Source organism: Streptomyces sp. NBC_01142 (genome assembly GCF_026341125.1).
Classification (GTDB): domain Bacteria; phylum Actinomycetota; class Actinomycetes; order Streptomycetales; family Streptomycetaceae; genus Streptomyces.
Map to the genome: position 1 here is coordinate 1593735 of NZ_JAPEOR010000002.1, position 13889 is coordinate 1607623.

The following is a 13889-nucleotide window of genomic DNA, read 5'->3' on the forward strand; positions in this document are numbered from 1 at the left end:
TGAAAGCCCCCGAGGTCCTGGACCTCGGGGGCTTTCCGTATCCGTGTGAGATCAGCCCGTGACGGCCCGAATGCTCCTGCGCACCTGCGCGAAGGCCGAGCGGGGGCGGCGGAGGCTGCGGGCCCGGATCAGGCCGGGCCAGAAGTCTGCGCCGAGCAGCGCCTCGGGCTGTACCGCGTTCTTGCGCACCAGTACCTCGTCGGGGACCGTCTGCGGGTCCGGCACGACGTACTCTTCGATGATCTTGTCGTACGCGTCCTTCAGCACGGTGCTGTCCGGGTTGGCGCCGAAGACGGCGACCACACCGGTGGGCTGCGTGTCCACCTCGACGACCAGCAGGTCGGGGCGGTACTTCCGCAGCACCTCGGCCACCTTGTAGACGTCACCCGCCCAGAACTTGGTGTGCCGGTCGCGCGCGGCCTCGTCGACATCGCGCGGCAGCATGTCGTCGAGCACGATCACGCTGGACCAGCGGGAGTGCTTCTCGACGTTCATGAAGTCGCGCAGCGCGTACTCGAAGAGATGCATGCCGTCGATGAACGCCAGCTCCAGCTTCGGGTCGGCCCCGAGGACGTTCATCGGGTCCTTGCGGGCGAGCGCGCGGAACGGATTGCGGCCGTTGCGCAGATGGAGCAGCGGGTCCTTGCGGGCGAAGAAGTCGTCGCTGGTGGCTCTGACCAGGTGGACGTCACAACTGATGTCCGTCACCACCTTGAAAGCCGGGTCGATGGCGACGGAGGGAACGCGGGACAGTGCCAGACTGCGCCCGTCGTTGACCCCGATCTCGAGGTAATTGCGGGGCTTGTAGACGCGGTGCAGTTGGCGCAGGAAGCCGTGGCGGTCCACCTGAGGGGCCCTTCACTGGGAATCAACTGGATTGATTCCCAGTGAAGTTAGCCTGTCCCTGGCCTGTACGTAAACGCCTACTCGCCGGTAGAAGCAATTCCGCGTTCAGCTTCGACCAACCCGGTGAACGCCTCGGCGAGCGCTTCGCGCCAGTCGCGGATCGGTTCGATACCCGTCTGCTGCCACCCCTCGTGGCCGAGCACGCTGTACGACGGCCGGGGCGCGGGCCTGACGAAGGCGGCGCTGGTCGTCGGGCGGACCCGCTCGGGGTCGGTGCCGAGCAGCCGGAAGATCTCCCGGGTGAAGCCGAACCAGGTCGTCTCGCCACTGCTGGTGCCGTGGTGGACGCCCGCCTTGACGGTCCCCTCCAGGGCGCCGCGGCCGAGCCTGACCAGCCGGTCGGCAAGATCCACGGTCCAGGTGGGCTGGCCGCGCTGGTCGTCGACGACGTCCAGCGTGTCCTTGATCCCCTCGAGTTTGATCATGGTGCGGACGAAGTTGGGGCCGCCCGCGCCGTACAGCCAGGCCGTACGGACCACATGACCCGTCTCAGGGAGGATCTCGAGCACGGCCCGCTCCCCGGCCAGCTTGGTGCGTCCGTAGGCGCTGCGCGGCCCCGTGGGGGCGTTCTCGGCGTACGGCTCCGTCCCGTCCCCGGCGAAGACGTAGTCGGTGGAGACCTGCAGCAGCACGGCGCCGCTCTCCTTGCACGCCTCGGCCAGGAACCGGGGTCCCGTGCCGTTGACGGCGAGAGCCGCCTCCTCCTGCTCCTCGGCGCCGTCGACGTTCGTCCAGGCGGCGCAGTTCACGACCACGGCGGGACGGTGCTGCGCCATGACGGCGCGCACCGAGTCGGGGTCGGTGATGTCGAGGTCCGCGCGGCCGGCGGCAACGGCTTCGATGCCGTCCGCCGCCAGCCGGGCGAGGACGTCCCCGGCCAGCATGCCTCCGGCGCCGGTGACGAGCCAGACACTCACAGCGCCGCACGCTCCTTCAGGGGCTCCCACCAGGCGCGGTTGTCGCGGTACCACTGCACCGTCTCGGCCAGGCCGGTCGCGAAGTCCTTGCGCGGCACATAGCCGAGCTCCTCGCGGATCTTGGTGCAGTCCACGGAGTAGCGGCGGTCGTGGCCCTTGCGGTCGGTGACGTACTCGACGCTGGTGTCCCAGTCCGCGCCGCACGCCTCGAGCAGCAGCCCGGTGAGCTCCTTGTTGGAGAGCTCGGTGCCGCCGCCGATGTTGTAGACCTCGCCCGCGCGGCCCTTCGTACGGACCAGCTCGATGCCCTGGACGTGGTCGTCGATGTGCAGCCAGTCGCGCACATTGCCGCCGTCGCCGTACAACGGGACCTTCTTGCCGTCCAGCAGGTTCGAGATGAACAGCGGGATGACCTTCTCGGGGAAGTGGTGGTGCCCGTAGTTGTTGGAGCAACGGGTCACGCGCACGTCCAGGCCGTGGGTGCGGTGGTAGGACAGCGCGATCAGGTCGCTGGAGGCCTTGGCCGAGGAGTACGGCGAATTCGGCTCCAGCGGGTGCGTCTCGGGCCAGGAACCCTCGTCGATCGAGCCGTAGACCTCGTCCGTGGAGATGTGCACGAAGGTCTCGATGCCGGCCCGGTGGGCGGCGTCGATCAGCGTGTGGGTGCCGACGACATTCGTACGGACGAACTCGGCGCCGCCGTCGATGGAGCGGTCCACGTGCGACTCGGCGGCGAAGTGCACCACCTGGTCGTGCTCGGCCATCAGCTTGCCGACCAGCTCGGGGTCGCAGATGTCGCCCTCGACGAAGGCGAAGCCCGGGTGCTCACGGACCTCGTCGAGGTTGGCCGGGTTGCCGGCGTAGGTGAGCTTGTCCAGCACCGTGACGGCGATGTCGCCGGGGCCCTGCGGCCCGAGCACCGTACGGACGTAGTGGGAGCCGATGAAGCCGGCGCCGCCGGTCACCAGGATCTTGGTCGTCATGAAGAGATCTGCACCTTGCTGTGGTCGCCGAGCACGAGTCGGTGGGCGGAGGGGTTACGGGGCGCGGGGGTCACCTCGACTTCACGGCCGATGAGCGACGCCTCCACGCGGCGTACGCCGGTGATGGACGCGCCCCGCAGAACGATGGAGTACTCGATCTCGCTGTCCTCGATGCGGCATCCCTCGGAGACCGAGGTGAACGGGCCGACGTACGCGTCGCTGATCACCGTGTTGGCACCGATGATCACGGGACCGACGATACGGCTGCCGCTGACCTTCGCGCCCGCCTCGATCCGGACCCGGCCGATGATCTCGCTGGTCTCGTCGACCGTACCCTCGCAGGCGGGCTCCACGGTCTCCAGCACCGAGCGGTTGACCTCCAGCATGTCGGTGACGTTGCCGGTGTCCTTCCAGTATCCGGCGATCGTCGTGGAGCGGACGTCGCGCTTCTGGTCGATCAGCCACTGGATCGCGTGGGTGATCTCCAGCTCGCCGCGCCAGGACGGCTCGATGGAGCGCACGGCCTCGTGGATGGCCGGGGTGAAGAGGTAGACACCGACGAGCGCGAGGTCGCTCTTCGGCTTCTTCGGCTTCTCCTCCAGACCCACGACGCGGCCGTTGCCGTCGAGCTCCGCCACACCGAAGGAGGTCGGGTTCGGAACCTTCGTCAGCAGGATCTGCGCGTCGGGGCGGTCGGTACGGAACCCGTCGACCAGGCCGCTGATGCCCCCGACGATGAAGTTGTCACCGAGGTACATGACGAAGTCGTCGTCGCCGAGGAAATCTTTTGCTATCAGGACCGCGTGGGCGAGCCCGAGCGGCTGGTCCTGCGGAATGTAGGTGACGTTGATCCCGAGCTCGGAACCGTCGCCGACCGCTTCCCTGATCTCGTCGGCCGTGTCACCCACGATGACGCCGACCTCGGTGATTCCGGCGTCGGCGATGGCCTCCAGGCCGTAGAAGAGCACCGGCTTGTTCGCCACAGGGACCAATTGTTTGGCCGAGGTGTGCGTGATGGGGCGCAGACGCGTGCCTGCTCCGCCGGAGAGTACGAGTGCCTTCACGTTTCCTGTCCTCGAGTTGAGAGCTGTTCCCCCGAGCGAAAATCGCTCCGGCGGGCTCGATTTTACCTATCGTTCAGTGTCCGGCTGCCGCGCCGAGGATTACCCTCGGTCCGCAGACTCCGTATGTGCCTGCGGACCTTCCGCACCGCCCGCCGGGCCAGGGACGGCCGGGACTTGGGGGGCATGACGCGCAGGCTGCCGGACCAGTCGGGCACGGTGACCGCGTACGCCTCGTCGGGGATCCCCGCCTGCTGGTCACGGAAGTGCGGATAGGCGAGATACGGCCGGGCCGCGCGGCCCTGATGGACCACCTCCGGCGCCGTCTTGGCGTGGATGAATTCCAGTACATCCTTCAGCAGATCGAGGCGGCCCATGGCGACACAGGTGAGAATCAGCCGCTCACCCACCTTGATGTGGCCGGCGACGCCGCTGGTCCAGTACGCGGCCATCATCGGAATGGCCAGTTCCATTTTGTGCCGCTGCTCGTTTTCCGGCCGCCTGAGCAGCCCTGGCCCGAATTGCTGAAGCAGCCCGATCGTAAACGGTCTGACCATCAGCAGGTCGCGCTTGTCACCCGGCGGCACGAGTTTCGCTATGAGTGTCATCAGGGCCTGGAGCGCCTCGAAGCGCGCCGGATAGCTGCCTCTGGCGGTCGCGTGGTTGCCGTCGTCGCGGCGGACCAGGTAATAGCAGACGTAGTCGGCGATGACGGACACGCCATTGCCGCTCAGATACGCCTCCATCGTGAAGAGCGCGTCCTCACCCGTCACGAGGTCCTCGTCGAACCTCAGCCCCAGGCGCACGAGCAGCTCACGCCGGTACAGCTTCTGTGCGCTCAGCGCGAAGATGACCCGGGAGGTGCAGACGTCGACACGCTCCTGCGTCCGGGCGAACATCGACCTGGCGACAGTCCGGTTGACCCCCTCCATCTTGCCGAGCACCACGTCCGTACCGGCACGGTCGGCCATCGCGACCATCCGCTCCAGCGCTTCCTCGCCGAAGTAGTCGTCGGCGTCCAGGAAGAAGACATAGCGGCCCCGTGCCAGGCCCAGGCCGGTATTGCGCGGGCCGCTGGGGCCACCGGAGTTGGCCTGCCGGATCACCCGGGTGGACACCTTCGACCGGGCGGCGAACTCCTCCAGGTACTCACCGGTCCCGTCGGTGGACCCGTCGTCGACGGCGACGATCTCGATGCGGTCCGAGCCCAGCGTCTGCGCCTCGACCGATTCCAGGCAACGGACGAGGTAGGGCATGGCTTCGTAGGCTCCGACGACAACGGTGACGTCGGGCACAAGGTTGTCATTCATTAAACGCAAGACAACCGAAGATGGACGAAGGTTGTCCGGAATCGAACCATCCGGAAGAAACGTGATCCCCCGGAACATCCGTCAGCGGCCGTCGACGACAACGGCCCGGCGGCACGCTCTGTCACAGAGCGCGCCGCCGGGCCGTGTTGGGCCGTACGGGTGACCTCTCAGCCGCCCACGGGCTGGTCGTCGAGCCCAGGAGACTGCTCGGGCTCGGCCAGCCGCTGCTCCACACCGGCGTTGCGCGCCTCCGACTTGAGCGCCAGAGCCTGCACCGCCGCGTTGAACTGCAGCATCGAGGGCGGCTCGTCCGGACCCAGGAGGTACGCCTTCAGCGCGCGGCGTGCCTCCGCGCGCGTGTCCGCCGCCGGGTCGGCGACGGCCTCGAGCAGCTCGTCGAGCTCCTTGGCGCTGTTGGAGAGGACCACCGCGGCCCGTACGGCGGTGTTCTGCCGCTTGAACTCCTCCTCGCCCAGGGCCGCGGAGTCGGTGACCGCGTACGGCTTGCCGCTCGCGATGAAGTCCGAGACCACGCTGGAGATGTCCGAGACCATGCCGTCCGACTCGTTGAAGCAGTCGTACAGACGCGGCTCGGGACCGGTGATGACCTTGTGCTCCCACCAGCCGAAGGAGCGCCAGTACGCGGCGTTCCACTCGTCCTTGAGCTTCGCCGTCTCGGCCTCGCGCACCGGGTCGGCCTGGGAGTCGCGGGACTCCTCGGCCTCGTCCCGGACGGCGCGCGTGGTGCCGGACATCTCGGCCAGCCGGACCTCGATGCGCTTCAGCTCGGCACGCGCCGCGGCCTGGTCCTGCGCGAGCGCGGCCGCCTCCTTCACCCAGCGGGGGTCGGCGGCGCGATCCGCGGCGGCCTGCTCGACCATCGCGGTGATGCGCTGGTGCACGGCCTTGGCCTTGGGGCTGCGAGTGCCGGTGAAGGGGTGCGGCTTGTAGAGCAGCCGTACCGGCTTCTCGGCGTTCAGCAGTCGCCTGACGATGTTCTCGCCGGCGAGCAGGAGGGAGGTGTTGCCCGGGTTGTCGTCCCAGCCCTCCCAGGTGGGGGCGTACAGCACGGTGGGAATCGGGTGCTTCGGCGTACCGGTCCCCGTCTTGATGGGGGCCAGCTGCGGGCGGCCCACCTCGACGATGTCCTCGCTGAGCACACCGACGTCGGCGAGGGCGTACCGGTCACGGCCCGCCCGGCCGGCGGTCCAAACCTCGTCGTAGGCCTTGCTGAACGGGTTGACGCTGGCGAGCTTGTCACTGTCGCCGTGCCCGATGAAGACATGCTTCATGGTCGGCACGCGCAGCAGGTGGATGTTCTTGCCGACGTTGGCCGCGTACAGCGCGACCCGCACCGATGACAGGTCCATGTTCATGAGATGCACGCCGCCCGGCACACACACCACCGGCACCGCGGTGGAGGCGAGCTGCGGCACGATGTTGCGCTCGCGCAGGAAGATCACGGGTCGGCCGTCGAGCTCCGCCATGGTCTCGAGCCACATGTTGACCTGGTACGCCGAGTCCTTGGAGCCGGAGAAATACAGCATCACGGTCGGCTGGTACTCCCCCAGCCACGTGTCGATGCCCTGGAGCACCTTGTCCGCGGGCGGAACGAGCCGGCTCGGCCGCAGATAGGGCACCAGTACGGCCAGATAGCCGACCGCGAGGACCAGGGTGAGCGCGAGCCCGGCGTACGCGAAGGCGTTGTTGTCGGTCCCGATCGCGACCAGCACACCCACGAACGCGAGGACGTCGAGGTGCAGCATCTTCTCCGCGGAGCGCTCCAGCAGCCCGCGCGGCGGCGCGTCCGGGATCCGCACGTGCTTCAGGTCGATATTGCGGGTGACCACCGGCAGCTTGCGGCGCAGACGCAGCAGCTGGACCATCGCGCCGTGCGGTGCCTGGAGCCCGTAGAACCCCAGCAGGCAGGCGACCGTCACATAGAAGACCGGCTGCTCCGCGAGACCCATGCGGGCCATCAGCAGGATGAGCATCAGCTGACGCACCAGGAACCGGATCGACAGACCGGCCCGCACCTTGGCGAGACGGTTGATCAGATAGCTGGATCGCTGGTGCAGAAACCGGTCCGCGAGGTACGTGACGGCAACGGCCGCCGCGAAGAACCAGATGCTGGGGATTATCGCGGCCAGCATGACGCACGGGAATCCCAGCACCAGCAGTAGTGCGGCGGCCAGCTCCGATCCGCTGCCGACGCGAGCCATGCGAATGGCCTTGGAAATCACGAAGAACCTGCTCCAGGGGGTACGACTGTTTGCCTTGCGAAGGAGGTGTGAAGGCGGGCCTCCACGGACTCGGGCCCCCGCAGTGCGCTGTGTGACGGCGACTACAGAGGCCCGAAAAACCGATTGTCAAGAAGTATTACACATCTTCCTGACGGTCCAGGACGGACGCGAGGGCCTGCTCGAAGCCCGATGCCTCGGAGGCGCCACGGGTCGGGTCCTGCTGCCGTACGTCGATGACGTGGCCGGTCAGCTCGGAGAGCAGTACGTCGAGCGAGGTGCGGGCCACGGCCTCGGAGGAGAGCAGCGAACCGGCCGGCTCGGCGCCGAACGCCTTGGTGCGCATCGGGGTCGCGGTGCGCTCCGGGTTCACGCAGTTCACCCGGATCCCGTCGCCCGCCCACTCGTCCGAGAGGGCCTGGGTGAGGTTCACCATGGCGGCCTTGGTGGAGGAGTAGAGGCTGTACTCGGCGCGACCGCGGGTGTAGCTGCTGGAGGTGTAGAGCAGCAGCTGGCCCTTGGTCTCGGCCAGGTACTTGTGCGAGGCCCGCGCGATCTGCACCGGCGCCAGATAGTTGACGTTCAGCGCTTCCTGGATGGTCGTGTTGTCGGTCTCGGCCAGCTTGCCGATGCGCAGCACGCCCGCGGTGTTGATGACGTAGTCGATGCGGCCGGTCTCGGCGTACGCCTTGGAGAGCGCGTCGTCGACGTGCTCCGGGTTCTCCACGTGCGTACCGGTGGTGGAGCGGCCGAGCGCGTAGACGCTGGCGCCGTACGACTCGGCGAGCGAGGCGATGTCCGCTCCGATGCCGTACGAGCCGCCGAAGACGACCAGGGTCTTGCCGTCGAGCAGCTCACGGTAGGCGGCCTCGTCGGCCTGGCGCGGGGAGGTGCTGGACGCCAGCTGGAAGAGCTTGTCCGCGATGAAGACGTCGACCGGCTGGGTGACCTTCATGTTGTACTCGTCACCCGCGACGACGTAGATCGGCACGTCGGGCAGGTAGCGGAGCACGACCGAGCAGTCGTCGGTGGCCTGGAAATTCGGATCACCGGCCGCGATCTCGTACGCCTTGCGGATCGTGGAGAGCTTGAAGCCCTGCGGCGTCTGGCCGCGGCGCAGCCGCGAGCGGTCCGGGACCTCGGTGATGAACTCGCCGTCCTCGCCGTGGGTGCGGGTCACGATGATCGTGTCCGCGGACGGGATGGCGACGTCGACGGCCTGGTAGCGCTCCAGCGCGTCCACGCAGTCGTTGATCACACGCTCGGAGAGCAGCGGGCGCACGGCGTCGTGGAAGAGGACGTTGCGGTCCTCACCCTCGGCCAGACCCTCGCCGAGGGCCGCGATGGCACGCTCGGTGGTCTCGTTGCGGGTCGAACCGCCCTCGATGACCTTGGTGACCTTGGTCAGTCCGGCCTTGGCGACGATGTTCTCGACGTCGGGCACATAGCCCGGAGCCATCAGGACGATGATGTCGTCGATGGAGTCCGCCTGCTGGAAGATCGACAGTGTGTGCTCGATGACTGCCTTGCCTGCGATTTTCAGCAGCTGCTTCGGGATCGACAGACCCACGCGCTGACCGGTTCCACCGGCGAGCACGACTGCTGTGGTTCGGGGTTTGGCTATGTGCTGCACAGACACAGACGACCTACCTTGCGAGGGCTGGGGAACGAAACTGATGGTTGCACTCTCCGTTACCGTCCCGCAAGGCGGGCGACGCCCGCCCCACGACACCGGGAAACCTTCTGTTCACCGCGTGAACAGGGGTGTTGCCCGCAGCCAAAGCCTCGTACAAGGTGACCGACACCACACATGTGAGTGGCATGAACCACTCTTGAGCAGGACAGGGCCCGGCTACAGATCCACCACGTTCAGTGCGACGTCATTGGAGAGCGTGTAGTAGACACGGGCCCGGACGCGGGCACGCGGTCTGCCGAGCGCCCTCTTGGCCGCTGCGCGCGCCAGGCTGCCCGTCCGTCGCTTCGGCAGAACGCTCTGAGGGTAGATGTAGATGTCCTTCTTCATCACCACGTCGTCCAGCACCCTGCCGATCTTCACCGGCTTGGCGTCCGGCGCATACCGCACGAAGGCGTCCCACACATCGTGGGCGGAGGTCTGGACGGCGGCCGGCGCGGTGGAGGAGAAGGTGAAGGAGAAACCATTCGCCCCCTTCTGCTCGCCGGGGAAGGAGAGCTCGTCGGAGGGCTTGCCGCGACGGCGCAGCAGCAGCGCCGGCCGGCCGGACACGGTGGCGGGGCCGAACAGGCTCCCGGACAGGGTGATCCGGGTGCCGTCGACCTGGACGTCGTCGGCCTCCGCATGGACCGGCCTGGACCAGGCGCGCAGCATCAGGGCGTTGCCCTTGGCCTTGTCCTCGTACGGCAGGAGATTGCGGACGGACTCACCGGGAGCGAGCCGCTCCGCCGCGTGCATCGCGCCGCGCTGGTCGACGACGCGGGCGGTGATACGGCCCCGGGCCCCGGACGCCGCCAGTTCGACGAAGGCGTTCCACAGGCCCTCGGGGAACACCTCGTCGGCCGGCACGGTCACCGATCCGCCGGCGTTGAAGTCGAACGCGCGGACCTCGCCGCCCTTTCCGGTGCGGGTGCACACCAGCCGCGCGCCCCGCTCGGCGCCTTCGGGGAGCGGGGGCACCAGCGTCAGGGTCAGCGAGCCGTCGGAATCCACCACACAGTCCGCGACCGGCGCGATCCCACGGCCGTTGCCCCGGTGTGCCGCGTCCGCGGCGAGCTCGTCGAACAGCGCCTCGTACTGCTTGGTGACCACGCCGGGGTCGAACCGGCGCGCGTTGCGCACCGCTGCGGCGCCCATCCGGCGGCGCAGGCCCTCGTCGTCGATCAGCCGCAGCAGCGCCTGCGAGATCGCCTCGACGTCACCGACCGGGACGAGCAGTCCGTCGACGCCGTCCTGGATGATCTCGCGCGGCCCGTAGTCGCAGTCGGTGCTGACCATGGGCACGCCGCAGCGCATGGCTTCGACGACCGTCATGCCGAACGACTCGTGGCGGGAGGTGGAGGCGGCGATGGCGCCCTTGGCCCACTCCGGCTCGATGGGCGAGTGGGCGCCCATGAGGTGGATCTGGTTGTACAGGCCGAGCTCGTTGATGCGGCTGCGGAGCTTGTCGCGCTGGTCGCCGGAGCCGTAGATCCGCAGCATCCAGTCGGGGCGGAGGGCGACGACCTTGGCGAAGGCGTCGATGAGCACGTGGTACTGCTTCTCCGAGGCGAGCCTCCCGGCGGCGACGATGGTCTTGCCGGTCCCGTCGGACGGCGCGATCGGCGGCTCCGGAACGCTGTTGGGGATGGCGAGCACCCGGGTGGTGGGCAGCGGCGTCTTCTCCCGCCAGACCGCCGCGTCGCCCTCGGAGACCGTCACAAAGGCGTCGATCGCATCGAGGTGCTCGTACATCTCCTCCCGCAAGGCGGCCTTGTGGTGATTGTGCGTCATGTGTTCCTGGCCGACGCGGACTGCACTGGAGGGCGCGAACTGGGCCACATAGGCGACGAGTCCGGGCCGGGTGCCGATCACGATGTCGGCGTCGGAGGTGGCGTAGTGCTCGCGGACGCGGTCGTCGACGAGCCGGTTGTACTCCTTGTAGCGGGCCTCGGCGCGCGGGAACGCCGTGGACGGCTGGGAGAACAGAGGGTTCTGCTTGTCGTCGGCCGGGCTGTCGGGGCGTATGTCGACGAGCGGTACGACGGTGATGCGGGGGTCGATGACGAAAGCGGATGTGTCGCGGTGGTGGAAGACCGAGACGATCTCGACCTCATGGCGATTGGCCAGTTCCTCAGCCAGATTCAGCGTCGTGCGGATGGTTCCGCCTATGCCGTAGATGGTGTGGATGAGGAATGAGATCTTCATCAGTGCTCCGTTCGATTCTGCTCGGGGACGAACGGGTAGTCCCGTTGCGGCTCGCAGGCTCTCAATCTCTTGGCCTGGCGAGGGCATCTTCAGCCGAGATTTTACGGCATGTCCGATGTTGTCCGCCCTGTCACGAAATGACCCGTAACAGGGTGAGCAACCCCGCCATCAACCAGAAGAGACGGGTAACAGCGACGAAGGGTTGCGTGTTCATCCGGCCCGGAAGCGCCGGCCTGCTCGATCCGCAGGTCATCGCCTCCGGCAACAGGCCGACGTGGCCGAAAACCAGCCGCTCGGGGCAGCCAAAAGGCGCCTCCCCGCGCGCGGGGAGGCGCCTGATCCATGGACGCGCGTCACGGCCCCGAGAGGGCCCGACGGGGCCTAGAAGGGCTTGAAGCCCTCGAACTCCTGCTGGGCCTCGTCCCGCTCCGCCTCGCGGTCACGACGACGCTGCTCCGCCGGACGCGGAGCCTCCAGACGGTGGTCCTCACCGCGCCGGCCGAGCATTTCCGCGCCCGCCATCATCGTGGGCTCCCAGTCGAAGACGACCGCGTTCTCCTCGGGGCCGATCGCCACGCCGTCGCCCGACCGGGCGCCGGCCTTCATCAGCTGGTCCTCGACGCCGAGGCGGCTGAGGCGGTCGGCGAGGTAGCCGACGGCCTCGTCGTTGCTGAAGTCGGTCTGGCGGACCCAGCGCTCCGGCTTCTCACCGCGCACGCGGAAGATGCCGTCCTCCTCCTGCTTGACCGTGAAGCCCGCGTCGTCGACCGCCTTCGGGCGGATGACGATCCGGGTCGCCTCCTCCTTCGGCTTGGCCGCGCGCGCCTCCGCGATGATGCCGGCGAGGGCGAAGGAGAGCTCCTTCAGACCCGTACGGGCGACGGCCGAGGCCTCGAAGACGCGGTAGCCGCGCGCCTCCAGGTCCGGGCGGATCATGTCCGCGAGGTCCTGGCCGTCCGGGATGTCGATCTTGTTGAGAACGACGATCCGGGGCCGGTCGTCCAGCCCGCCGTACAGCCTGAGCTCGTCCTCGATCATGTCCAGGTCGGAGACCGGGTCACGGTCGGATTCGAGCGTCGCCGTGTCCAGCACATGCACGAGCACCGAGCAGCGCTCGACATGGCGCAGGAACTCCAGGCCGAGCCCCTTGCCCTGGCTGGCGCCCGGGATCAGGCCGGGGACATCCGCGATGGTGTAGACGGTCGATCCGGCGGTGACCACGCCCAGGTTCGGTACCAGCGTCGTGAAGGGGTAGTCCGCGATCTTCGGCTTGGCGGCGCTCAGCACCGAGATCAGCGAGGACTTTCCGGCGCTCGGGTAGCCGACCAGCGCCACATCGGCGACGGTCTTGAGCTCCATGACGACGTCACGGGCCTCACCCGGCTCGCCGAGCAGGGCGAAGCCGGGGGCCTTGCGGCGGGCGGAGGCCAGCGCGGCGTTACCGAGGCCGCCGCGGCCGCCCTGACCGGCGACGAAGGTGGTGCCCTCGCCGACCAGGTCGGCGAGCACATTGCCCTGCTTGTCGAGGACGACGGTGCCGTCGGGGACGGGCAGGACCAGGTCCTGGCCGTCCTTGCCGGAGCGGTTGTCGCCGGCACCGGGCGCACCGTTGGTGGCCTTGCGGTGCGGGCTGTGGTGGTAGTCGATCAGCGTGGTCACCGACTGGTCGACGACCAGGATGACGTCACCGCCACGGCCACCGTTGCCGCCGTCGGGTCCGCCGAGCGGCTTGAACTTCTCCCGGTGAACGGAGGCGCAGCCGTGGCCTCCGTTACCCGCGGCGGCATACAGCTCAACGCGGTCCACGAAGGTGGTCATGGGTGTGCCTCCAGTACGTACGTCATGTCTGTCTATCAACACGCGAAAGGCGGACCCGCTTCCCGTTGCCGGGAAGTGAGGTCCGCCCTCGCGAAGAAAACCGCTCTACGGGTACCGAATTACTCGGCGACCGGAACGATGTTCACGACCTTGCGGCCGCGGTGGGTGCCGAACTGCACCGCACCGGGGTTCAGCGCGAAGAGGGTGTCGTCGCCACCGCGACCGACGCCCGTACCCGGGTGGAAGTGGGTGCCGCGCTGGCGGACCAGGATCTCACCGGCGAGAACGACCTGACCGCCGAAGCGCTTCACGCCGAGCCGCTGAGCATTGGAGTCGCGACCGTTCCGAGTGGACGATGCGCCCTTCTTGTGTGCCATCTCTCCTCAGTCCCTTACTTCGCAGCCGTGGGGATGCCGGTGACCTTGATCGCCGTGTACTGCTGGCGGTGACCCTGGCGACGGCGGTAGCCGGTCTTGTTCTTGTAGCGAAGGATGTCGATCTTCGCGCCCTTGTGGTGGTCCACGACCTCGGCCGTGACCTTGATACCGGCCAGCACCCACGGGTCGCTGGTCACAGCGTCGCCGTCGACAACGAGCAGGGTCGAGAGCTCGACCGTGTCGCCAACCTGGGCAGTGGAAATCTTGTCAACCTCAACGATGTCGCCGACAGCAACCTTGTGCTGGCGACCACCGCTGCGCACGATGGCGTACACGCGGGTCTCTCTCTCGCTCGGAACCGGAGCCCCTGATGCCAGCCGCTCACACGGGCCGGGGC

Annotated in this window: 11 protein-coding genes; all 11 read right to left on the minus strand. The window is 68.0% G+C overall.

Annotated elements, in window-relative coordinates:
• Window positions 1–51: 51 nt before the first annotated feature.
• Entirely contained in the window at window positions 52–846 is a 795-nt protein-coding gene (locus OG883_RS24740; protein WP_266544765.1) for a class I SAM-dependent methyltransferase, read from the minus strand.
• Window positions 847–923: 77 nt separating this feature from the next.
• A complete protein-coding gene (rfbD, locus tag OG883_RS24745; RefSeq protein ID WP_266544768.1) occupies window positions 924–1823 on the minus strand; it encodes a dTDP-4-dehydrorhamnose reductase in 900 nt (299 codons plus the stop codon).
• Window positions 1820–2806 carry a dTDP-glucose 4,6-dehydratase gene (gene rfbB, locus OG883_RS24750; RefSeq protein ID WP_266544771.1) on the minus strand — a complete coding sequence of 329 codons (987 nt, stop codon included), beginning with the start codon at window positions 2804–2806 and terminating at the stop codon, window positions 1820–1822. Before rfbB ends, rfbD begins: the two co-directional genes overlap by 4 nt.
• Window positions 2803–3870: a glucose-1-phosphate thymidylyltransferase gene (locus tag OG883_RS24755; RefSeq protein ID WP_266544773.1), complete on the minus strand. Its 1068-nt coding sequence runs from the start codon at window positions 3868–3870 to the stop codon at window positions 2803–2805. The genes rfbB and OG883_RS24755 overlap by 4 nt, the downstream gene beginning before the upstream one ends.
• Window positions 3871–3932: 62 nt before the next feature.
• Complete coding sequence (locus OG883_RS24760) at window positions 3933–5177, minus strand: glycosyltransferase family 2 protein (protein WP_266544775.1); 1245 nt, start codon at window positions 5175–5177, stop codon at window positions 3933–3935.
• Window positions 5178–5344: 167 nt separating this feature from the next.
• A complete protein-coding gene (locus tag OG883_RS24765; RefSeq protein ID WP_266544778.1) occupies window positions 5345–7420 on the minus strand; it encodes a hypothetical protein in 2076 nt (691 codons plus the stop codon).
• Window positions 7421–7556: 136 nt separating this feature from the next.
• A complete protein-coding gene (locus tag OG883_RS24770; RefSeq protein ID WP_266544781.1) occupies window positions 7557–9056 on the minus strand; it encodes a bifunctional cytidylyltransferase/SDR family oxidoreductase in 1500 nt (499 codons plus the stop codon).
• Window positions 9057–9269: 213 nt separating this feature from the next.
• Window positions 9270–11297, minus strand: a complete 2028-nt coding sequence (locus OG883_RS24775; RefSeq protein WP_266544783.1) for a glycosyltransferase family 4 protein — start codon at window positions 11295–11297, stop codon at window positions 9270–9272.
• A gap of 381 nt (window positions 11298–11678) precedes the next feature.
• The gene (gene obgE / locus OG883_RS24780) at window positions 11679–13115 is read right to left on the minus strand and encodes a GTPase ObgE (protein WP_266544786.1); all 1437 of its coding nucleotides are present in this window, start codon (window positions 13113–13115) and stop codon (window positions 11679–11681) included.
• Between the two features lie 119 nt (window positions 13116–13234).
• A complete protein-coding gene (gene rpmA, locus OG883_RS24785; protein ID WP_108148674.1) occupies window positions 13235–13492 on the minus strand; it encodes a 50S ribosomal protein L27 in 258 nt (85 codons plus the stop codon).
• 14 nt (window positions 13493–13506) lie between these two features.
• Complete coding sequence (gene rplU / locus OG883_RS24790; RefSeq protein WP_256523109.1) at window positions 13507–13827, minus strand: 50S ribosomal protein L21; 321 nt, start codon at window positions 13825–13827, stop codon at window positions 13507–13509.
• Window positions 13828–13889 lie beyond the last annotated feature (62 nt).